The sequence below is a fragment of the Streptomyces capitiformicae genome, from assembly GCF_002214185.1.
GTDB lineage: Bacteria > Actinomycetota > Actinomycetes > Streptomycetales > Streptomycetaceae > Streptomyces > Streptomyces capitiformicae.
The window spans coordinates 448,363-469,544 of record NZ_CP022161.1 but is presented as its reverse complement, the minus strand read 5'-3'; the positions used below and the strand labels follow the sequence as shown (position 1 = coordinate 469,544).

The following is a 21,182-nucleotide window of genomic DNA, read 5'->3' as shown; positions in this document are numbered from 1 at the left end:
CAGGAATGACGGCGGCGTGAAACCCGAACCCGGCAAACTCCCCACCGCCGCCGACCTCAACACGGGCCTGACCACCCTCGCCGACCGCCGTCACGCCGCCGGGCTCACCGCCATCGGCTCCACCAGCGGCCCCTACCTCGGCGACGACCACCCCTTCGACTGCGATCATCGACATCGCCGCCGCCGTCGCGGACCCCGACCAACCACCAGAATCCGCGACGACTTCAACAGCGGCGACGGCCTCCACGTCAACGACGCCGGCGCGAAAGCCATCGCCGACGCCGTCGACCCGTCACCCCTGGAGCTCTAGAAGACCGGCGTACCGTTCCGCGTCAGCTTCCAGTCCACCGACGCGAACGCCGCCGGATCGATCGACCCCTTCGCCTTCACCCAGGCGATCATCGTGTTACGGATCTCGTCCGAGTTCGACCACAACAGCTGGGCCGCGGCGACATGCGGGAAGTTACCGCCGCCGTTGGCCCGGTAGTTGTTCACCGCGAACACGAACTGCTTGTCGTCCGCCAGCGGCGCACCCTCGAACCGCACATTCGTCACCCGCGACCCCGCCGGCTTCGCGATGTCGATCTCATACGTCAGACCACTCACCGCGTCGTAGTTGTAGTCCGGCGTACCGTTCGCGTTCGTCAGCTTCGCCGGGTCGATCACCGCGTCCGCCGCCGTCTGCACGAAGTAGTTCGCCGAGTACTCCAGATACGCCTTCATCTGCGCACCCGTCATCAGACGCGCCTCCAGCGTGTTCTCGAAGACATACAGACCGGCCACGTCCCGAATGGTGACATTGCCCGCCGGAATGACCGCACTCCGCGAGAACGCCGCCGCCTGCGACAACACCGGCAGCGACGAGTACTCCGTCGATGCCAGCGCCTGCTTCACCGTGTCGGCCTGAATGTGGTTGATCAGATCGATGATCGGGACGTCCTTGTACGGCGCCTCCACCGACCTCATCTCCGCGGCGTTCGTACCGATCACCTGGTTGACGTACGCCACGACCTTCTCGTGCTCGTCACCGAGCATCTTCACGATCTCCGGGTCCTCCTCCACCGTGTTGGAGTTGAGAACCTGCGCCGCCACCTTCTCGACCGTCCAACGACCCTTGCTCCACACCAGGTCGAAGTCGAACAGCGTCAGCCGCTGCCCCCACTTCAAAGGCTCCGACAGCACAACCTGCTTGCCGGTCTCCTTGTTGGTGACGAAGTACTCCGGAATCTCCGTGTGCGCATGCCCCACGAGAATCGCGTCGATACCGGGAACCTGCTCGGCCACCAGCCCCGCCGCGTTCTCGATGTACGGCAGCTGATCACCGTACGACGACGTCCCCGACGAACCACTGTGCGCCGACACGATGACGACATCCGCACCCATCGACCGCAGCTTCGGCACCCACTTCGCCGCCTGCTCCTCCAGCCCCGGGAACGTCATCTTCCCCTGCACATTCGCCTTGTCCCAGATCGCGATACCCGGGTTCGTCAGGCCGAGGACCGCCACCCTCACATCACGACCGTGCGGCGTACACAGCCGGTGCATGCTGTACGGCGGGAAGGCCGGCCGCAGCGTCTTCGCGTCCAGCGCGTTCGCGCCCAGCAGCGGGAAACGGCACTGCTCCTGGAACTTCCGCAGCACCGGAATGCCGTAGTTGAACTCGTGGTTGCCCAGCGCGGCCGCGTCGTAGTCGATCGCGTTCATCGCCTGCGCCATCGGGTGCACCGGACCACCCTTGGCGGTGATCGGGTCGACCTTCGCGTAGTAGTACGACAGCTGCGTGCCCTGGATCGTGTCGCCCGCGTCGATCAGCAGCGTGTTCCGGCGGCCCTTCTCCTTACGGACCTGGTTCACCAGCGTCGAGATCTTCGCCAGACCGACGTCGTTGTGCGCCCTGTCGTCGAACTCCTTGTCCGTGAAGTAGTCCCAGTTGAAGACATTGCCGTGCAGATCGGTCGTCCCCATCACGGTGAACTTGTACCGCTTCGGGGCCTTCTTCCCGTCAGCCTGCACCTCCGCGGCCTGCGCACTCGGCGCCACGGCCGCACCGGCGATGGCCACCCCCGCACCGGTCACAGCAGACTTCTTCAGAAACTTCCGGCGATTCAAGGCCATATCGGGGCACTCCTCGGGGAAACGGATCTCAACGCGCGTAGACAGACGCCGCGCAACAAGCACAGCAGAGAAAGACACACGCGATAACGCGCGTAGATTCTGACCCGTACATTCCCCACGGCAACAGACCCCCCAGGTTTCGATCTGGTGACCTGTCACACCCCCAACCGGGCCACTCCTGACAGAGTGGGACGTATGACCACCAGCCCAGAGGAAGCCCAACCCGCCGCCGTCCCCTACGGCACCCCCGACCAACCCCGCATCGCAGTCCGCGGCGAAGCCCACCTCGAAGTCGACCCCGAAATCGCCCGCATCGAAGTCACCGTCCTCGCCCGAGGCAAAGACCGCCGCACCGCCCTCGACGACCTCACCCGCCGCAACACCACCGTCCTCGACCTCATCAAAACCTACGGCGAAGCAATCGAACGCCTCGAAACAGGCGCCTTCTCCATCACCCCCCAACTCAAGGACAAAAGCCGCGGCGAACGCGTCCACGCCTACCACGGCCGCGCCCACATCAGTGCCGAACTCACCGACTTCACCGCCCTCGGCGAACTCACCACCCACCTCGCCGACCTCGACCTCACCCGAGTCGACGGCCCCTGGTGGTCCCTCCGCCCCACCTCACCCGCCCACAAACACGCACGACAACAAGCCGTACACGAAGCCGTACAACGCGCGAGGGAGTACGCCGAAGCCCTGGGCACCACCCTCGCGGCCCTGATCGAACTCGCCGACATCGGCGCCGAGGACAACAACCAACCCTTCTACGCCGCCGCCCCCGCCCGCAGCATGGCCGCCGTCGAAGACGCCCCCGCCCCCCTCGACCTCGAACCCCAACGCCAACACGTCTACGCCCAGGTCAACGCCCGCTTCACCATGCTGCCGCCCCAACTGTGACCAGCCCCCGCACGGTGCTCCGATACGCTCATCGGAGCACCTGCGCGCACACTTCAATACTTGTCAACTACCCTTCACCAAAAGGCCGTTGAGTAGTCACGCACCACCAAACCCCTACCAACGAGTAAGCCATAGGCTCGAAACATGCGCCGAGCAAAGATCGTCTGCACCCTCGGGCCCGCCACCGACTCGTACGACCAGATCAAAGCCCTGGTCGAAGTCGGAATGGACATCGCCCGCTTCAACCTCAGCCACGGCGACCACGCCGAACACGAGGAGCGCTACCACCACGTCCGCAAGGCCGCCGACGAAACCGGACGCAGCGTCGGCATACTCGCCGACCTTCAAGGCCCGAAGATCCGCCTCGGCCGATTCCTCGAAGGCCCCGTACTCCTTGAACGCGACGACACCTTCACCATCACCGTGGAGGCTGGCGTCGAGGGCAACGGCGAAGTATGCGGCACGACGCACCTGGGTCTGGCAACTGATGTCACGACCGGGGAACGCATCCTCGTCGACGACGGCAAGGTCACGCTGGAAGTCACAGCGGTAGACGGCCCCCGCGTCCACACGAAGGTGGTCGAAGGCGGCGTCATCTCCGACAACAAAGGCCTGAACCTCCCCGGAGTCGCCGTCTCCGTCCCCGCCCTCTCGGAAAAGGACGAGCAAGACCTCCGCTGGGCCCTGCGCACGGGCTTCGACATCATCGCGCTGTCGTTCGTCCGATCCGGCCGGGACATCGAGGACGTCCACCGGATCATGGACGAGGAGGGCCGTCGACTCCCCGTCATCGCCAAGGTGGAGAAACCACAGGCAGTGGACGCGATCGACGACATCGTCGCCGCCTTCGACGGCATCATGGTCGCGCGCGGTGACCTCGGCGTGGAGATGCCGTTGGAACAGGTCCCCCTGGTCCAGAAGCGAGCCATCAAACTGGCCAAGCGCAACGCCAAGCCGGTCATCGTCGCCACCCAGATGCTCGAATCGATGATCAAGAACTCCCGCCCGACCCGGGCGGAGGCGAGCGATGTCGCCAACGCGGTGCTCGACGGTACGGACGCGGTGATGCTGTCGGGCGAGACGAGTGTGGGCAAGTACGCGGTGGAGACGGTCCGCACGATGTCGAAGATCGTCGCGGCGGCGGAGGAGGACATGCTGTCCAAGGGCCTCCCACCCTTGACCGAACACAACAAGCCCCGCACCCAGGGCGGCGCGGTCGCCCGCGCGGCGGCGGAGATCGGCGACTTCCTGAACGCCAAGTTCCTGGTCGCGTTCAGCCAGAGCGGCGACACGGCCCGCCGCCTGTCGCGTTACCGGTCGCCCATCCCTCTGCTGGCCTTCACCCCCGACCCGGCGACGCGTTCGCAGTTGAGCCTGACGTGGGGCGTGGAGACCTTCCTCGGCCCGCGCGTGGATTCGACGGACGCGATGGTCGACCAGGTGGATGAGCTGCTGCTGAAGTACGGCCGCTGCAAGAAGGGTGACGTGGTGGTCATTACGGCGGGCTCGCCGCCCGGGGTCGCGGGCTCGACGAACATGGTGCGGGTGCATCACATTGGGGAGGACGACAGTCCCAAGTAGGGGGTGGGGGTCAGTACTTGGGGCCTACGTGCGTGTCCATGAGGGCGACGGAGGCCTTCTTGGCGACGGAGATGTTGTAGGGGTTGCCGTTGCGGGTGCACTGCGTCCACTTGACGCCGAGCTTGTCGAGGGTGTCCGTATAGAGCTGCCGGATGTCGTCAGAGACGTTGGTAAAGAAGTAGCGGGGGTACTCGTAGCGCTTGCGCTCACCGCTGACGAGTCGGGTCGTCCAGTTGGTGATACGGCAGCCGTCTGAGTGGATGAGGCCCCGGACGAACTCCCAGGGGTGGGCGTCGACGATGTCCTGCTGCCAGGGTTCGAGGGTGATCCGGCGCGCGTGCTTTTTGCCTGGGCCGTGCTGGGGGAACATACAGACCCAGTGCCTCGTGTACGAGTTCACCTCGACGCAGCCGGTCTTGTGGCGCTGGCTGACGTTGGGTTGCGGCATCACCTTGCGCATGGCCTCCGCAGCAGCCGAGATTAGGCCGGTCTGGGTTGCGTTGCAGAAGACGGACAGGTGGTGCTGCTTGCGCTTCGAGATGATGTGGCCGTCGCCGAGATAGAGCCCGAGCAGGTAGGCGTACGCCGCTGCATCGAATGTGCGCCCTGTGCATTGGGGGCAGTCCGTTGGCTGCTCGTACTCTTCGCCCCGCTTTCTGCGGTCCTCACTGCGCCACCAGCCGATGGTCCCGCGCGGGATGTTGAGATGCTCCGCGACGACGCGGTTAGGGACGCCCTGGCGCATCAGTGCGACGGCTTGGGCGCGGATCGAAGGACTGTGCTGTTCCATGCGGACACTCTGCGTTACTGATCGGCGCCGCGCGCAGCGAAAAGCGGAGGTCCACGCGAACGTGGACCTCCGCTTCAGAGGTGCCCGGTGTGGGATTCGAACCCACATGCCCTAAGGCACGGTGGTTTGAGCACCGCGAGTCTGACCAGTTCCTCCAACCGGGCAAGCCATACAGCTCGCAGGAAGTGTACCGGGTCTCCGCAGGTCCTTGCCTCTAGGTAGGCTGCAAGGGCAGCAGTACCTGCCCGGCCCGCAGCAAGGAGCCCCCGTGACCGCCCCCGAGTCGCCCCAGCCCGTAGACGCGCCCGACGACGACAAGTCGCACGTGCCTCCGCTGACGACCCGTGTCGTCATCGCCGAGGACGAGGCGTTGATCCGCCTCGACCTGAAGGAGATGCTCGAAGAGGAGGGCTACAGCGTCGTAGGCGAGGCCGGTGACGGTGAGCAGGCCATCGAGCTGGCCCGGGAGCACCAGCCGGATCTTGTGATCCTCGATGTGAAGATGCCCAAGATGGATGGCATCTCCGCCGCCGAGAAGATCGCCGAGGAGCGCATCGCGCCCGTGCTGATGCTGACGGCGTTCTCGCAGCGCGACCTCGTCGAGCGTGCTCGGGATGCCGGTGCGATGGCGTACCTCGTGAAGCCGTTCAGCAAGAGTGATGTCGTGCCGGCGATCGAGATGGCGGTGTCCCGGTTCACGGAGTTGAAGGAGTTGGAGAAGGAGGTCGCCGACCTCACCCTCCGTCTGGAGACCCGCAAGCTCGTGGACCGGGCGAAGTCGATTCTGCAGACCGAGTACGGGCTGACGGAGCCGGCGGCCTTCCGGTGGATTCAGAAGACCTCCATGGACCGTCGTATGTCGATGCAGCAGGTCGCGGAGGCGGTCATTCAGGACGCCGAGGAGAAGAAGGCCGCGAAGGGCTGACCCGCCCGCGTACGTATACATGCGACGAGGCCCGCACCCCCTTCCACAGGGGTGCGGGCCTCGTCGTATGTGGGCCGGAGGCTAGTCCTCGCCGAGGTACGCCTTGCGGACCGACTCGTCGACCAGCAGGTCGGAGCCCGTGCCGGAGAGGACGATCTTGCCGATTTCCATGACGTGGCCCTGGTCGGCGAGGGAGAGCGCCGCTTGGGCGTTCTGCTCGACGAGCAGGATGGTCGTGCCCTGGGACTTCAGCTCGGCGATGGTGGCCATGATCTTCTGCATCATGATCGGGGAGAGGCCCATGGAGGGCTCGTCGAGCATGAGGAGCTTGGGCTGGGACATGAGCGCGCGGCCCATGGCCAGCATCTGCTGCTCACCACCCGAGAGGGTTCCGGCGGCCTGCTTGCGGCGCTCTCCCAGGATGGGGAAGAGGTCGTAGGCGCGCTGGATGTCCTTCTCGATGCCGGGCTTGTCGCTGCGCAGGAACGCACCGAGGCGGAGGTTGTCCTCGATGGTCATGCGCGGGAAGATGTGCCGCCCTTCGGGGGAGTGGGCGAGTCCGAGCGAGACGATGTTGTGCGCGGGGATCTTCTTGAGCGATCTGCCGTTGAACTTGATCTGGCCGCCGGCGGGCTTCAGGAGACCGGACAGGGTGCGCAGGGTTGTGGTCTTGCCGGCGCCGTTGGTGCCGATGAGGGTGACGACTTCGCCGGCGTTGACCTTGAAGGAGATGCCTTTGACGGCTTCGATCTTGCCGTAGGCGACCCGGAGGTCTTCGACTTCGAGCAGTGCGGTCATCGGTCGTTCTCCTTGCCGGGCGCGGCGTCCGTGGAGGCCTCGGCGTGTGCTTCGGCGGCCTCGACTTCCGCGACTTCCTCCTTGCCGGGTGCGTCTTCGAAGGGTTCGCCGAGGTAGGCGGCGACGACGCGTTCGTCGCCCTGGACGGTGGCGCTGTCGCCTTCGACGAGTTTTTCGCCCTGGACGAGGACGGCGACGCGGTCGCAGAGGTTGAAGATGAACCGCATGTCGTGCTCGATGACGAGGACGGCGATGCCCTTGTCGCGGATGGCGAAGACGAGTTCCTCGGTGGCCCGCGTCTCCTGGGGGTTCATGCCTGCTGTGGGCTCGTCGAGCAGGAGCAGGCCGGGCTCGCTGGCGAGCGCTCGCGCGATCTCCAGTTTGCGCTGTTCGCCGTAGGGGAGGTTGCGGGCGAGGTGTTCGGCCTTGGCGTCGAGGCCGACGAACTCCAGGAGTTCCATGGCCCGTTCGCGGGAGGCCGCCTCGGCCTTGTGGAAGCCGGGGCCGCGCAGCAGCGCGGACCACAGGCCCTCCTTGGTCCTTGTGTGGCGGCCGACGAGCACGTTTTCCAGGACTGTCATGTTGGCGAACAGTCGGATGTTCTGGAACGTGCGCGCGATGCCGGCCGCGGTGACCTTGAAGGACTTGGGTGGCAGGACCTGGCCCTTGTACCGGACTTCGCCTTCGGTGGGGATGTAGAGGCCGGTGAGGCAGTTGAAGAAGGTCGTCTTGCCGGCGCCGTTGGGGCCGATGAGTCCGACGATCTCGCCGCTGTTGACGGTGAGGTTGACGTTGCGTACGGCGGTGAGGCCGCCGAAGCGCATGGTGACGCCGCGGGCGTCGAGCACGGTCTCACCGGTGGCGGTGGTGCCCTTGGTGGTGGTGTCGGTGGTCATGGGTCAGGCCCCTGCCTTGCTGAGGACTGTGGGTGCTTCGGCCTCTTCGTGGAATTCCAGCTGGCGGCGCCGGTTGGGGATGAGGCCCTCGGGGCGGAAGCGCATGAGGATCACGAGTGCCAGGCCGAAGGCGAAGAGCTGGTAGTCGCCGAGGAACTGGAGCTTGGCGGGGATGAGGTAGAGCAGTGCGGCACCGACGAGAGGGCCGCTGATGGTGCCCATGCCGCCGAGGACGACCGCTGCCAGGAGGAACGCCGAGTTCGGCGGGACCACGTGGGCGAACTGGTACTGCTCGGGCGTCACCGTGTAGGTCACGTGGGCCTGAACCGTGCCGGCGAGGCCGGCGAGGGCGGCACCCAGTGCGAACGCGATGAGCTTGACGCGGAAGCCGTTGATGCCCATGGCGAGTGCGGCCGTCTCGTCCTCGCGGATGGCGATCCAGGCGCGGCCGATGCGGGAGTCGCTGCTGCGTCGGAAGACCACCACGACGACGAGCGTGATGAGGAGCATCAGGAAGAAGTAGTTGGCGAATCGCGCGATGGTGAATCCGCCGATGCTGTGCTCTTGGCCGAAGTCGAAGCCGAAGATGTTGAGGTTCGGGATCGAGGAGATGCCGTTGGAGCCGTTGGTGATGTCGGGGCCGGAGGTGCCGTCCATGTTGAGGACGGCGAGGCGGAAGATCTCACCGAAGCCGAGGGTGACGATGGCGAGGTAGTCGCCGCGCAGTCGGAGGGTGGGGGCGCCGATGATGACGCCGAAGATCATGGCGACGACGGCGCCGAGGAGGGCGGAGGCCCAGAACGGCAGGTGGATGTCGAAGGGGGAGGAGGGGGAGCCGGAGACCATGGCCGCGGTGTAGGCGCCGACGCCGAGGAAGGCGACGTATCCGAGGTCGAGGAGGCCGGCGAGGCCGACGACGATGTTGAGGCCGAGTGCGACGGTGGCGAAGATCAGGATGTAGACGCCGATGGTCGCGTACTGGTCGTCGGACTGGGTGAAGGGGAAGGCGGCGGCTGCGAGGAACGCGCCGGTCATGGTGATGGTGCGGTGCTTGCCGGTGATCGCCGAGACCCGGGCCACGAGCCCGGACTTGGCGAGGGCGCCGAAGCCGAAGCCGGCGGTGATGAGGAAGCCGACGAAGAGTTCGTCGTATTCGGTGCCGATGCCGTAGGTGAAGACGATCAGGCCGAGGGCCATGGCCGCGACGATGACGAGGATTTCGGCGTAGGCGGGGAGTGTGCGGGCGGGGGCGGGGGTGCCGGTGGCGAAGCAGGCCTTGACGACGGCCCAGGTGTTGCGGGCGCCGAGTTGGAACTCTTCCCAGGCGGTGTCCTCGGGGTCGGCGATCTCGGGTTCCGGCCGGGTGAAGGGCAGGGCGAGGGCGCCGAGGAAGGCGGCGAGGGTGACGATGGCGGCGATGTAGCCGCCGGGTTCGAGGTTGACGAGGCCGCCGAGCTGGATGCTGATCGCGAGGATCGTGTACCAGGCGGTGACGAAGGTGCCGAGTGCGGCGAGTTTGATGGAGCTGTCGGCGCCGGCGGGGGTGAGCCAGCGCAGGCCCTTGATGCCGTAGGAGGCGAGGCCGAACAGGGCGGTGAGGGCGCCGCCGATGAGGACGAGGACCTGGAGGCCGCCGGGGTAGCCGTAGACGGTGAGGTTGCCGGGGAAGGCGGCGGTCCAGGTCCAGGCGAGGAAGGTGGAGATGACGGCGAGGACGCCGCCGCCGGTGGCGAGGGCGCGGCCGATGTTCTCGGGGATGCCGATGGCGCCCTTGGGGGTGCTGTCGTGCTTGGCCGAGGTGGTGGAGGTGGTGGTCTGTGTGGTCATCGGTGTCACGCCCTGTCCGCCACGCGCTCGCCGAGCAGGCCCTGTGGCCTGAACAGGAGCACGAGGATGAGGAGTACGAACGCCCAGACGTCGGCCCAGGACTGGCTGCCGAACTGTGCCATGCCGGGGATGTCGGCGATGTAGGCGGTGGACAGCGCTTCGGCGAGGCCGAGGACGACACCGCCGAGCATGGCGCCGTAGATGTTGCCGATGCCGCCGAGGACGGCTGCGGTGAAGGCCTTGAGGCCGAGGATGAAGCCCATGCGGAACTGGACCTGGCCGTACTTGAGGCCGTAGGCGACGGCTCCGACGGCGGCGAACGCGGCGCCGAGGGCGAAGGCGATCACGATGATGCGGTCGGTGTTGATGCCCATGAGCTTGGCAGTGTCGGGGTCCTGGGCGGTGGCCTGCATGCCGCGCCCGGTGCGGGTCTTCATGACGAAGTACGCGAGGACCGCCATGCTGATCGGGGCGGCGATCAGCAGGAAGATGTCACCGGTCTGGATGGTGACGTTGCCGATCTCGAAGGGGCCGCCCTCGATCTGCGGGAAGTTGATGGACTCCTTGGCCTCCGGGTACCACGCCCACACGGCCTGCTGGAGTGCCAGGGAGAGGCCGATGGCGGTGATGAGGGGGGCGAGGCGTGGCGCGCTGCGCAGGGGGCGGTAGGCGAGCCGTTCGGCGCCGACGGCGGCGAGTACGGCGACGATGATGCCGCCGAGGAGCATGAGGGGGAGTGCCACCCACATGGTGGTGCCGTCGGGGAGTACGTACAGGTACACCGTGATGGCGCCGAAGCCGCCCAGCATGAAGATCTCACCGTGGGCGAAGTTGATGAGCTGGACGATGCCATAGACCATCGTGTAGCCAATGGCGACCAGCCCGTACATGGATCCTAGTAGCAGGCCGTTGACCAGCTGCTGCGGCAGTTCGTTCACCGCATGTCCTCCGAGACTTTCGGATATTCGACGAATGTGACCGGATGTGAGTCCGCGCGGGGCGCTTTGGTGCAGCGCCCCGCGCGGCTCATGAATGTGCGGGTTGGGTCAGCCGGAGTAGGTGCCGGACTTGACCGCCTTCCACTCCCCGCCCTCGACCTGGTACACGGTGAGCTGCTTGTTGGTCGTGTCGCCGTATTCGTCGAAGGCGACCTTGCCGGTCACGCCGTCGAAGGAGACGTTCTGCATGGCCTCGGTGATCTTGGCGCGGGCGTCGTCGGGAAGCTTGCCGTCGTTGTCCTCGACGACCTTCTTCACGGCTTCGATGATGGCCCACGTGGAGTCGTAGGAGTAGCCGCCGTAGGCGGAGTAGGGCTCCTTGTAGCCCGCGGCCTTGTAGTCGGCGACGAAGTCCTTGGCGGAGGGCAGTTCCTCGACGGGGGCGCCGACGGAGGTGGCGTAGTCGCCGGTGCTGGCGCTGCCGCCGAGGTTGATGTACTCGGGGTCGTACATGCCGTCGCCGCCGACGACGGGGACCTTGGCGCCGGCGGCCTTGATCTGCTTGGTCAGGGGGCCGGACTGCGGGTACTCGCCGCCGTAGTAGACGACGTCGGCGCCGGAGTTCTTGACCTTGGTGGCGACCGCGGAGAAGTCCTTGGTCTCGGGGTTGATGTGCTCGGTGCCGACGACTTCGCCGCCGAGCTTCTTGAATTCGGTGGTGAAGGTGGCGGCGAGGCCGGCGCCGTAGGTCTTCTTGTCGTCGATGACGAAGACCTTCTTCTTCTTGGCGTCGTTGTACAGGTACTGCGCGGCGAACGGGCCCTGGATGGCGTCCGTGGTCGCGGTGCGGAAGTACGACTTGTACGGGCGGACCTTCTTGGTCTGCCAGTCGGCGCCCTGGGTCAGCGTCGGTCCGGTGTTGGCCGGGGAGACCTGGACGAGCTTGGCGTCGTCGAAGACCTTCTGCATCGACTCGGCGACGGAGGAGTTCAGCGGGCCGACGGCGCCGAGGATGTCCTTTTTGGCGACGAAGGTGACCGCGTTCTGCTGGCCGGAGGAGGGCTGGGCCTGGTCGTCGAGGGCTTCGATCTTGAAGGTTATGCCGTCGACGTACTTCTCCTTGTTGGCCGTCTTCGCGGCGAGGTCGGCGGAGTTCTTGATGCCGAGTCCCATGGCGGAGAGGTCACCGGTCAGCGGGGCGTCGACGCCGATGACGACGGTGGTGCCGCTGCCGGCGTCCGAGCCGCCGTTGCCCTCGTCGCGCGAGCCGCAGGCGGTGAGTGTGAGTGCTCCCGCCGCCAGCGCGGCGGTGATGGCGATGAGCGAACGTTGACGCACGATCAGTCCTTTCCCTGGCACGGCCCTTCCTGTTTGGAAGGGGCCGAGTCGAGCGCTGGGCCGAAGACATGGCTTCGATTCCGTTGGCGCGGTGACTGGGCGTGACTCTAAGCGTGTGTAGGGAACGTGGAGGAGAGTCTGGCCAAGGCTGTGACGCTCTTGTTATGACACGAGGTAATGCAGAGCGGTACTCAGTGGGTGGATCCGCGGAATTCAGGCTGATTCGCCCTGTCCGCATGCTGAGAACGTGCAGGACCGGCATGGGTGAGGTCAGGGGTGTTCACGTTTTTGGTGATGACGCGGAATCGTTGCGACAGGCGACCTGAAGGGCGTCGGAGAGGTCCCGCGCATAGCGCTCACCCAAGATGAAACTGTGGACTTGTATTGCGCGCGCATTACGTAGAGTTACGTCGAGGAAAGGCAGTCCGGCGTTCTCCGGCACTTTTCCGCAATCTGTGACGCTCATCGTGATGACGATCTTGCGGGTGTGGCCGCTCTCCGTCCGGAACGGAGGGCGGGGATCCGAGGTCAGGGAGAGGTCGTCGTACGGCTGGGTCATCCGCTCGACCGTGACCGGGGGACCGGACTCCACGGTCAGCTCCGTCTCAAAACCGAAACTCCCGCTCGGCGCGCCCTCGGACGGGCTCGCCGGGCCCAGATAGGCGACCGCGACGACCTGGGAGGGGTACGGCGGGGCGGGTGGCGCCGGCGGCTCGGGGCGGGTGGCATACAGGTAGCCGCCGCCCGCGAGGAGGACGACGGCCGTCGTCGAGGCGAGGACGGTACGGCGGTGCCGCGCGTACAAGCCCGCGAGTGGGCCGGGAGGGGGCGACGGCGCAGGCGCGCTGCTCGCCTCCGGGGTGCTCGCTTCCGGGGTGTCCCACGCGCGCGTGCCCTCGCCGGGCTCGACGGGGCCGACCCCGCTCACTGCCAGGGCCCGTTGCTCGGACCGCCCTCGCGGTACCACTCCTCGCAGCCCGCGCGTGTCCGCCGGTCGATCAGCCGCTCCGCGGCCTTGGTGCCCGCGCGTTTCTGCTCGGCCCGGGCGGCGTCGACTACCTTCCGCAGGATCTCGTACTGGCCGTTCGACAGCCCCATCGACTGGTAGTCCCCGTAGGTGTCGTCGTCCAGTGTCTTCCGTGACCAGTACGCGACGACCTTCGTACACAGTTCCTCGGGTGGTGTGGCGGTGGCCGACGGCGAATCGGTCGGGCCCGCGTTCCCCGACCTGTCCGTCGACCCAGGCCCTGCGGTCGACCCGGACCCGTCCGTCGAACCCGGCTGTCCGCATCCTGTGAGCAGAGCGCCGATCAGCAGCGCCGGCCCGAGCGCGGCCGCCCATCCGCGCACTCCTCCCGTTGCCATGCCTTGACGCTAGGGCCTGTCCGCGGGCCGTGCCAGCCTGCGGGGGCGGGCTTGGCGGCCCTGTCGGTGGAGGTGCCTCGTGTCAGTCGGCCCGACCGTTCACCGCCGGCCGCTGTGCGTCGACCGGGCTGACGTCGCGCAGCAGACAGGTCAGCCGGGCCGTGCACACCCGCTTGCCGCTCTCGTCGCTGATGGCGATCTCGTACGTGGCCGTCGAGCGCCCCCGGTGCAGCGGTGTGGCGACGCCGGTCACCAGCCCGGAGCGGACGCCCCGGTGGTGCGTGCAGTTCAGGTCGACACCCACGGCGATCTTGGAGCTGCCCGCGTGCAGCATGGAGCCGACCGACCCCAGGGTCTCGGCGAGCACGGCGGACGCGCCGCCGTGCAGCAGCCCGTACGGCTGGGTGTTGCCCTCCACCGGCATCGTGCCGACGACGCGGTCGGCCGAGGCCTCCACGATCTGCACGCCCATACGGGTGCCAAGGTGCCCCGCGGAGAACATCGCGACCAGGTCGATGCCCAGGGCCGCGTACTCGTCTATGACCTCTTGCGGGAACTTCACGTGGTGCTGCTCGCCCATGGGGCTCCGTTCTCCGTCGTTCAGTGGGCCGTCGGCGGCCTTCGTCGATCATCGGCCGCCGGCGGTCGCACACCGGCCCTGCTGAGCAAACGCTCAGTCGGTCGACGATTGTTCCAGACGGACCACGACGGACTTGCTGGCCGGGGTGTTGCTGGTGTCGGCGGTGGAGTCCAGCGGGACCAGGACGTTCGTCTCCGGGTAGTAGGCGGCCGCGCAGCCGCGGGCCGTCGGGTAGTGCACGACACGGAAGCCGGGGGCGCGACGCTCCACACCGTCCTTCCACTCGCCGACGAGGTCGACGTAGGAGCCGTCGGCGATGTTCAGCTCCTGGGCGTCCTCGGGGTTGACCAGCACGACCCGGCGGCCGTTCTTGATGCCCCGGTAGCGGTCGTCCAGACCGTAGATCGTGGTGTTGTACTGGTCGTGCGAGCGCAGCGTCTGCAGCAGGAGCCGGCCCTCGGGCAGCCGCGGGTACTCCACGGGGGCGGCCGTGAAGTTGGCCTTGCCGGTGGCCGTGGGGAAGCGGCGCTCGTCGCGCGGGGCGTGCGGGAGGGCGAAGCCGCCGTGGCGACCAGCAGTATCAGTCACGCGCGCGTTGAAGTCCTCGAAACCGGGGACCACGCGCGCGATACGGTCGCGGATCGTCGCGTAGTCCTTCTCGAACTCCTCCCACGGTGTACGGCTGTCCTCGCCGAGGACCCGGCGGGCGAGCCGGCACACGATCGCCGGCTCGGACAGCAGTTGCCCGCTCGCGGGCTCCAGACGGCCGCGTGAGGCGTGCACCATGCCCATCGAGTCCTCGACGGTCACGAACTGCTCTGTGCTTTTCCCGTTCGGGCCGACCTGCAGATCGCGCTCGGTGCGGCCGAGGGTCGGCAGGATCAGCGCCCGCGCGCCCGTGACCGCGTGCGAGCGGTTCAGCTTCGTCGACACGTGCACGGTGAGCCGGGCCCGGCGCATCGCCGCCTCGGTCACCTCCGTGTCGGGGGATGCCGACACGAAGTTGCCACCCATGGCGAAGAACACCTTCGCCTTGTCGTCCCGCATGGCCCTGATGGCCCGTACGACGTCGTAGCCGTGCTCCCGGGGCGGCGTGAAGCCGAACTCCCTCTCCAGGGCGTCCAGGAAGGCCGGGGCGGGCCGCTCGAAGATGCCCATCGTGCGGTCGCCCTGCACGTTCGAGTGACCGCGCACGGGGCACACGCCCGCGCCCGGGCGGCCGATGTTGCCGCGCAGCAGCAGGAAGTTGACGACCTCGCGGATGGTCGGCACGGAGTGCTTGTGCTGGGTGAGGCCCATGGCCCAGCAGACGATGGTGCGCTGGGAGGCGAGGACCATGCGCAGGGCCTGTTGGATCTGTTCCTGGGTGAGTCCGGTCGCGGTGAGCGTCTCGTCCCAGTCGGCGGCGCGGGCGGCTTCGGCGAACTCCTCGAAGCCATGGGTGTGTTCGCGGACGAATGCCTCGTCGACCGCGCCGTCCGTCTCGAGGACCAGCTTGTTGAGGAGGCGGAACAGGGCCTGGTCGCCGCCGATGCGGATCTGCAGGAACAGGTCGGTGAGGGCGGCACCCTTGAACATGCCCTGTGGGGTCTGCGGGTTCTTGAACCGCTCCAGACCGGCCTCGGGCAGCGGATTCACGGTGATGATCTTCGCCCCGTTGGCCTTGGCCTTCTCCAGGGCGGAGAGCATGCGGGGGTGATTGGTCCCCGGGTTCTGCCCGGCGACGACGATCAGGTCGGCCTTGTACAGGTCCTCCAGCAGGACGCTGCCCTTGCCGACGCCGATCGTCTCGGAGAGCGCGGAGCCCGACGACTCGTGGCACATGTTGGAGCAGTCCGGCAGGTTGTTCGTGCCGAACTCGCGGGCGAACAGCTGGTACAGGAACGCGGCCTCGTTGCTCGTCCGCCCCGAGGTGTAGAAGAGGGCCTCGTCCGGGGAACCGAGGGCGCCCAGCTCCTCGGCGACGATGTCGAAGGCACGCTCCCAGGACACCGGCTCGTACCGGTCGCCCCCTTCGGGGAGATACATGGGATGCGTGAGCCGCCCCTGCTGACCCAGCCAGTAGCCACTGCGTGTAGCCAGATCGGCCACCGTATGGGCGGCGAAGAACTCAGGAGTGACCCGGCGCAGGGTGGCCTCCTCGGCGACCGCCTTCGCACCGTTCTCACAGAACTCCGCGGTGTGCCGGTGCTCCGGCTCCGGCCAGGCGCACCCGGGGCAGTCGAACCCGTCCTTCTGATTGACCCGCAACAACGTCAGCGCGGTCCGCTTGACCCCCATCTGCTGCTGCGAGATCCGCAAGGTGTGCCCGATCGCCGGCAACCCCGCCGCCGCATGCTTCGGCCCCGCGACCTGCGGCGCATCCTGAACCGGATCACTCTTCGGCGCCTTCCCGGCCATCGCTGCTCCCCATTCGCGTGACATGTGCTTCAGACATGAGGTACGCCACCGATCCTCGCACGGAGGAGGCGGTGGGTGTGGGGGTGGGGAAGCGCTCGGTCCGGCCCAGGATCCCTGCTCCGGTCGCCGGAGGCGGCGGGCGTGGGTCGGCTGTCAGTGGTACGTGGCAGGATCGGGGTCGTGGCAGAGACAGCATCGAAGAAGACCGAAAGCACCCCCGGCGGCAGCCGTCCCCGGCTCATGCTCATGGACGGGCACTCGCTGGCCTACCGCGCGTTCTTCGCGCTGCCCGCGGAGAACTTCACGACCGCGACGGGCCAGCCGACGAACGCGATCTACGGCTTCGCGTCGATGCTGGCGAACACGCTGCGCGACGAGGCGCCCACCCACTTCGCGGTGGCGTTCGACGTCTCTCGCAAGACCTGGCGCTCGGAGGAGTTCACCGAGTACAAGGCGAACCGCTCGAAGACCCCGGACGAGTTCAAGGGCCAGGTCGAGCTGATCGGCGAGCTGCTGGACGCGATGCACGCGGTCCGCTTCGCGGTCGACGGCTACGAGGCGGACGACATCATCGCCACCCTCGCCACCCAGGCCGAGGCCGAGGGCTTCGAGGTCCTCATCGTCACCGGCGACCGCGACTCCTTCCAGCTCGTCAGCGAGCACACCACCGTGCTCTACCCGACGAAGGGCGTCTCGGAGCTGACCCGCTTCACCCCGGAGAAGGTGTTCGAGAAGTACGGCCTCACCCCGTCCCAGTACCCGGACTTCGCGGCCCTGCGCGGTGACCCGTCCGACAACCTGCCCGGCATCCCCGGCGTCGGTGAGAAGACCGCCGCGAAGTGGATCAACCAGTTCGGTTCGTTCGCGGAGCTGGTCGAGCGCGTCGAGGAGGTCAAGGGCAAGGCCGGGCAGAACCTCCGCGACCACCTGGAGGCGGTCAAGCTCAACCGCCGCCTCACGGAAATGGTGCGCACGGTCGAACTCCCCAAGGGTGTCGCCGACCTGGAGCGTGCGCCGTACGACCGCAAGTCCGTCGCGATGGTCCTGGACACCCTGGAGATCCGCAACCCGTCGCTGCGTGAGCGCCTGCTGGCCGTCGACCCGGGGGCCGAGGAGGCCGACGCCGGACAGCCGGTCGCCGCCGGCGTCGAGGTGGACGGCACGGTGCTCGGCTCCGGCGAGCTCGCCCCGTGGCTCACCGAGCACGGCACGGCGCCCCTCGGCGTCGCCACGGTCGACGCCTGGGCGCTGGGTACCGGCTCGGTCGCCGAGATCGCGCTCGCCGCCGCCGACGGAACGGCCGCCTGGTTCGACCCGACCCAGCTCGACGAGGCGGACGAGAACGCGTGGGCCGCCTGGCTCGCCGACACCGCCAGGCCGAAGGTGTTCCACAACGCCAAGGGCGCGATGCGGGTCTTCGCCGAGCACGGCTGGACCATAGAGGGCATCACCATGGACACCGCCCTCGCCGCCTACCTCGTCAAGCCGGGCCGCCGCTCCTTCGACCTGGACGCCCTGTCCCTGGAGTACCTGGGCCGCGAGCTGGCCCCCGCCGCCACCGCCGACGGTCAGCTGGCCTTCGGCGCGGACGAGGGTGCCGAGGCCGACGCGCTGATGGTGCAGGCCCGCGCGATCCTCGACCTGGGCGAGGCCTTCGAGGCCCGCCTGACGGAGGTCGGCGCGGCGGACCTCCTCCGTGACGTGGAGCTGCCCACCTCCGCGCTGCTGGCCCGCATGGAGCGGCACGGCATCGCTGCGGACCGGGCCCATATGGAGGCCATGGAGCAGATGTTCGCGGGCGCCGTGCAGCAGGCGGTGAAGGAGGCGCACGCGGCGGCCGGGCACGAGTTCAACCTGGGCTCGCCCAAGCAGCTTCAGGAGGTCCTCTTCGGCGAGCTGGCCCTGCCGAAGACGAAGCGCACGAAGACCGGATACACCACGGACGCCGACGCCCTGGCCTGGCTCGCCACCCAGACCGACAACGAACTGCCGGTCATCATGCTCCGCCACCGCGAGCAGGCGAAGCTGCGCGTCACCGTCGAGGGCCTGATCAAGACGATCGCCGCGGACGGCCGCATCCACACGAGCTTCAGCCAGACCGTCGCCGCCACCGGCCGTCTGTCGTCCACGGACCCCAACCTCCAGAACGTCCCGGTTCGCACCGACGAGGGCCGCGCCATCCGCCGCGGCTTCGTCGTCGGCGAGGGCTACGAGTCCCTGATGACGGCGGACTACAGCCAGATCGAGCTCCGCGTCATGGCCCACCTCTCCGAGGACGCGGGCCTGATCGAGGCGTTCACCTCGGGCGAGGACCTGCACACCACGGCCGCCGCCCAGGTGTTCGGGGTCGAGCCCGCGGCGGTGGACGCCGAGATGCGACGCAAGATCAAGGCGATGTCGTACGGCCTGGCCTACGGCCTGTCGGCGTTCGGCCTCTCCCAGCAGCTGAACATCGACGCGGGCGAGGCCCGCACCCTGATCGACGCGTACTTCGAGCGCTACGGCGGCGTACGCGACTATCTGCGCCGGGTCGTGGACGAGGCGAGGGCGACGGGCTACACGGCGACGCTCTTCGGTCGCCGCCGCTACCTCCCCGACCTCAACAGCGACAACCGTCAGCGCCGCGAGGCCGCCGAGCGGATGGCCCTGAACGCGCCCATCCAGGGCACGGCCGCCGACATCGTCAAGATCGCCATGCTGAACGTCGGCCGCGCCCTGGACGAAGCCGGCCTCACCTCCCGCATGCTCCTCCAGGTCCATGACGAAATCGTCCTGGAAATCGCCCCCGGCGAACGCGCCCGCGCCGAGGAACTGGTCCGCCGGGAAATGGCCAACGCCGTACACCTGAGGGCTCCCCTCGATGTCTCCGTCGGCGCCGGCCCGGACTGGGAATCAGCAGCGCACTAGCCTCCGGCGAACGGGCCAGGTCTCATCCGGCGTTCGGAAGACCCCGGAAGACCTGGAGCACAGCGAATTCGGAGGACCCGGCGCACAGCGAAGGGGCCCGGCACAGCAAGACGCCGGGCCCCTTCGCGCGGGTCTCGACCTCTGCTGGGCCGAGGCCGGCATCGTGAACCCTCCGAGCGCTCAGTCCCTCCGCCGCCCCCGACAATCCGCCGCTACGGCGAGCAACCTGCACGACGCTGTCCGGCGGGGCCGAACGGGCCCCGCCCTGGCAAGACGCCGCCGAGCTCCTCCTCGCGGAGCGTCGCGTCACCCGCCTGGCCCTCACCAAGGCGCCCCGGGCGGAGCGTCGGCGTAAGGATGCCCGCATGGGTATACGCACGCTTCACCGCCGTACCGCGACAGGTGCCACCCGCTTCCCCCGGGTGCGAACACGCCTTCCCTGGCGGCGCACCCTCCCGTGGACGCCCTACCTCCGCCGGGCGCGCACCCGGATCCCCTGGGCGCTCACCCACCCCCTGCCGGCGCTGCTCGGCCACGTCCCGCCGTACGCCCCGCGCGCCGCCAAGCCCCGCATCCCCAGCGGAGCGCCCCCGCGTCGCCGGGTGGTCAGCGGTGGACCGAGCTGTCCGCCTCCGCGTCGACTCCGGTCGCCGCAGCGGGAGCGGGGCGCCAGACCCTGACCCCGACGCCGTACAGGACCACCCCGACCACCAGCCCCGCGCCCGCCCCGAAGCACACGGTCGGGATCACCTCGTACGGCTTGGCGATCGAACCCCAGTGCGCCCACCAGTAGCTCACCCGCTGCACCGCCGCCACCAGCGCGCACCCCCCGATGACCACGCCCGACACCCACCGGTCGGCCGAGGAGAGCACCGGCACCCCCACGGGCTCGCCCTCCGGCTGCCGGCGCAGCGCACGGACGACGAACCACGCGATGACGACCGCCGCGACCGCCGAGCCCCCGTACTGCAGATACCAGTACAGCGGCCAGCCCGCGATCTCCTCGCCCAGGACGGGAAACAGCCGCATCCCCCACCGGTCGAGATGAGTGAACGCGTCCCAGACGACATGCGTCAGCGCGCCGAGCGCGGCGGAGACATACCACCACAGGGCCAGTGAGGTACTGAACCGTCGCCTTCCCGCCCCGCAGCGCACCAGCGAGGCCGCCCGCGCCCGCCGCCCGCTCGGCAGCAACGCGACGAGCGGCTCACGGAGCATCAGCCACAACCCCACCAGCGCCCAGGTGATGACGATGTCCACGGTGAAGACCCCGGTGAAGGAGTGCGTGACATCGCCGAACTCCATGGCCCCGGGCAGCACGCCCGCCGCGTAGTAGGTCAGGTCGGGCGCGAACGAACCGGCGACGAGCACCGACGGCACCAGTGGTCCACGCCCGGTTCCGTCCCCGCGCAGGGCGGGCAGCACGGCGGCCGCATGGCTCAGCGTGAAGGGCAAGTCGTCCCCCTGTGACGGATTTTGGCCGGCCCGGCGGGCCCGGCGATCACCGGCTGTCAGTATGCGCGACCGGTTGTCCGCGTACGTGCGCGTACATGCCGGACGCCCCGACGGCAGGAAACCGATAAGGCCAATCGGTGAAAATCGGGCACCAACGGGTGCCCGGGCGACGGAAGTTGTCGTAGGGTCGCCTGGGTTGCCGCGCCGTTGAGTGCGGGGGCCGCCGGACATCCGGAAAACGGAGAGCCGGATCGGGGCAACCAAAAGCGGAAGCCCGGAGTCGGTGTATCAGAGCAGGAAAGCAGCTCCGGACAAAACGGAAAAGCACCTGAGGCAGCACCAAAACGGAAGAACGCCAAGGCGATCG

Annotated in this window: 17 protein-coding genes and 1 tRNA gene; 5 read left to right on the top strand and 13 right to left on the bottom strand. The window is 68.0% G+C overall.

What is annotated here, in order from left to right; all coding sequences use genetic code 11:
• The first annotated feature begins 16 nt into the window (after positions 1-16).
• Positions 17-310 carry an SGNH/GDSL hydrolase family protein gene (locus tag CES90_RS02005; RefSeq protein ID WP_189781783.1) on the top strand — a complete coding sequence of 98 codons (294 nt, stop codon included), beginning with the start codon at positions 17-19 and terminating at the stop codon, positions 308-310.
• Here CES90_RS02005 and CES90_RS02000 read toward each other — a convergent pair.
• Positions 307-2,115, bottom strand: a complete 1,809-nt coding sequence (locus tag CES90_RS02000) for a bifunctional metallophosphatase/5'-nucleotidase (RefSeq protein ID WP_189781784.1) — start codon at positions 2,113-2,115, stop codon at positions 307-309. The genes CES90_RS02005 and CES90_RS02000 overlap by 4 nt on opposite strands.
• Positions 2,116-2,310: 195 nt before the next feature.
• On the opposite strand from CES90_RS02000, the gene CES90_RS01995 reads away from it, so the two are divergent.
• Both CES90_RS01995 and pyk read left to right on the top strand, forming a co-directional pair.
• A complete protein-coding gene (locus CES90_RS01995) occupies positions 2,311-3,015 on the top strand; it encodes an SIMPL domain-containing protein (protein WP_189781785.1) in 705 nt (234 codons plus the stop codon).
• A 144-nt stretch (positions 3,016-3,159) separates the two neighbouring features.
• Positions 3,160-4,596: a pyruvate kinase gene (gene pyk / locus CES90_RS01990; protein WP_189781786.1), complete on the top strand. Its 1,437-nt coding sequence runs from the start codon at positions 3,160-3,162 to the stop codon at positions 4,594-4,596.
• A gap of 10 nt (positions 4,597-4,606) precedes the next feature.
• On the opposite strand, the gene CES90_RS01985 is transcribed toward pyk, so the two are convergent.
• The gene (locus CES90_RS01985) at positions 4,607-5,386 is read right to left on the bottom strand and encodes a helix-turn-helix domain-containing protein (protein WP_189781787.1); all 780 of its coding nucleotides are present in this window, start codon (positions 5,384-5,386) and stop codon (positions 4,607-4,609) included.
• Positions 5,387-5,467: 81 nt separating this feature from the next.
• Positions 5,468-5,550, bottom strand: a tRNA-Leu gene (locus tag CES90_RS01980).
• 104 nt (positions 5,551-5,654) lie between these two features.
• Here CES90_RS01980 and CES90_RS01975 point away from each other — a divergent pair.
• On the top strand, positions 5,655-6,311 hold the full coding sequence (locus CES90_RS01975) for an ANTAR domain-containing response regulator (protein ID WP_189781788.1): 657 nt from the start codon (positions 5,655-5,657) through the stop codon (positions 6,309-6,311).
• A gap of 81 nt (positions 6,312-6,392) precedes the next feature.
• Here the strand turns inward: CES90_RS01975 and CES90_RS01970 are convergent, their stop codons facing one another.
• The 9 genes from CES90_RS01970 to CES90_RS01930 form a co-directional block, all read right to left on the bottom strand.
• On the bottom strand, positions 6,393-7,109 hold the full coding sequence (locus CES90_RS01970) for an ABC transporter ATP-binding protein (RefSeq protein ID WP_189781789.1): 717 nt from the start codon (positions 7,107-7,109) through the stop codon (positions 6,393-6,395).
• Positions 7,106-8,005 carry an ABC transporter ATP-binding protein gene (locus CES90_RS01965; RefSeq protein WP_189781790.1) on the bottom strand — a complete coding sequence of 300 codons (900 nt, stop codon included), beginning with the start codon at positions 8,003-8,005 and terminating at the stop codon, positions 7,106-7,108. The genes CES90_RS01970 and CES90_RS01965 overlap by 4 nt, the downstream gene beginning before the upstream one ends.
• A 3-nt stretch (positions 8,006-8,008) precedes the next feature.
• Positions 8,009-9,832, bottom strand: a complete 1,824-nt coding sequence (locus CES90_RS01960) for a branched-chain amino acid ABC transporter permease (protein WP_189781791.1) — start codon at positions 9,830-9,832, stop codon at positions 8,009-8,011.
• A 5-nt stretch (positions 9,833-9,837) separates the two neighbouring features.
• Positions 9,838-10,770 (bottom strand): branched-chain amino acid ABC transporter permease, encoded by a 933-nt coding sequence (locus CES90_RS01955; protein WP_189781792.1) that lies wholly within the window; start codon positions 10,768-10,770, stop codon positions 9,838-9,840.
• Positions 10,771-10,878: 108 nt separating this feature from the next.
• Positions 10,879-12,108 carry a branched-chain amino acid ABC transporter substrate-binding protein gene (locus CES90_RS01950; RefSeq protein ID WP_189781793.1) on the bottom strand — a complete coding sequence of 410 codons (1,230 nt, stop codon included), beginning with the start codon at positions 12,106-12,108 and terminating at the stop codon, positions 10,879-10,881.
• A 280-nt stretch (positions 12,109-12,388) separates the two neighbouring features.
• Positions 12,389-13,036, bottom strand: coding sequence for a Tat pathway signal sequence domain protein (locus CES90_RS01945; protein ID WP_189781794.1), 648 nt, complete (start codon positions 13,034-13,036; stop codon positions 12,389-12,391).
• Entirely contained in the window at positions 13,033-13,473 is a 441-nt protein-coding gene (locus CES90_RS01940; RefSeq protein ID WP_189781795.1) for a hypothetical protein, read from the bottom strand. The genes CES90_RS01945 and CES90_RS01940 overlap by 4 nt, the downstream gene beginning before the upstream one ends.
• 82 nt (positions 13,474-13,555) lie before the next feature.
• Positions 13,556-14,053, bottom strand: coding sequence for a hotdog fold thioesterase (locus CES90_RS01935; protein ID WP_189781796.1), 498 nt, complete (start codon positions 14,051-14,053; stop codon positions 13,556-13,558).
• A 93-nt stretch (positions 14,054-14,146) separates the two neighbouring features.
• Positions 14,147-16,453 carry an FdhF/YdeP family oxidoreductase gene (locus CES90_RS01930; protein ID WP_189781797.1) on the bottom strand — a complete coding sequence of 769 codons (2,307 nt, stop codon included), beginning with the start codon at positions 16,451-16,453 and terminating at the stop codon, positions 14,147-14,149.
• A gap of 180 nt (positions 16,454-16,633) precedes the next feature.
• Here CES90_RS01930 and polA point away from each other — a divergent pair, with 180 nt between their 5' ends.
• A complete protein-coding gene (gene polA / locus CES90_RS01925) occupies positions 16,634-19,360 on the top strand; it encodes a DNA polymerase I (RefSeq protein ID WP_189781798.1) in 2,727 nt (908 codons plus the stop codon).
• Between the two features lie 606 nt (positions 19,361-19,966).
• On the opposite strand, the gene CES90_RS01920 is transcribed toward polA, so the two are convergent.
• Positions 19,967-20,815, bottom strand: a complete 849-nt coding sequence (locus CES90_RS01920; RefSeq protein ID WP_189781799.1) for a DUF4184 family protein — start codon at positions 20,813-20,815, stop codon at positions 19,967-19,969.
• Positions 20,816-21,182: the final 367 nt, after the last annotated feature.

Bases quoted from the DNA above. Each gene is read 5' to 3' on its own strand.
- CES90_RS01995 (WP_189781785.1), top strand. From the start codon at position 2,311: ATGACCACCAGCCCAGAGGAAGCCCAACCCGCCGCCGTCCCCTACGGC.
- CES90_RS01940 (WP_189781795.1), bottom strand. From the start codon at position 13,473: ATGGCAACGGGAGGAGTGCGCGGATGGGCGGCCGCGCTCGGGCCGGCG.
- CES90_RS01985 (WP_189781787.1), bottom strand. From the start codon at position 5,386: ATGGAACAGCACAGTCCTTCGATCCGCGCCCAAGCCGTCGCACTGATG.
- CES90_RS01970 (WP_189781789.1), bottom strand. From the start codon at position 7,109: ATGACCGCACTGCTCGAAGTCGAAGACCTCCGGGTCGCCTACGGCAAG.
- pyk (WP_189781786.1), top strand. From the start codon at position 3,160: ATGCGCCGAGCAAAGATCGTCTGCACCCTCGGGCCCGCCACCGACTCG.
- CES90_RS02000 (WP_189781784.1), bottom strand. From the start codon at position 2,115: ATGGCCTTGAATCGCCGGAAGTTTCTGAAGAAGTCTGCTGTGACCGGT.
- CES90_RS01930 (WP_189781797.1), bottom strand. From the start codon at position 16,453: ATGGCCGGGAAGGCGCCGAAGAGTGATCCGGTTCAGGATGCGCCGCAG.
- CES90_RS01965 (WP_189781790.1), bottom strand. From the start codon at position 8,005: ATGACCACCGACACCACCACCAAGGGCACCACCGCCACCGGTGAGACC.
- CES90_RS01935 (WP_189781796.1), bottom strand. From the start codon at position 14,053: ATGGGCGAGCAGCACCACGTGAAGTTCCCGCAAGAGGTCATAGACGAG.
- CES90_RS01960 (WP_189781791.1), bottom strand. From the start codon at position 9,832: ATGACCACACAGACCACCACCTCCACCACCTCGGCCAAGCACGACAGC.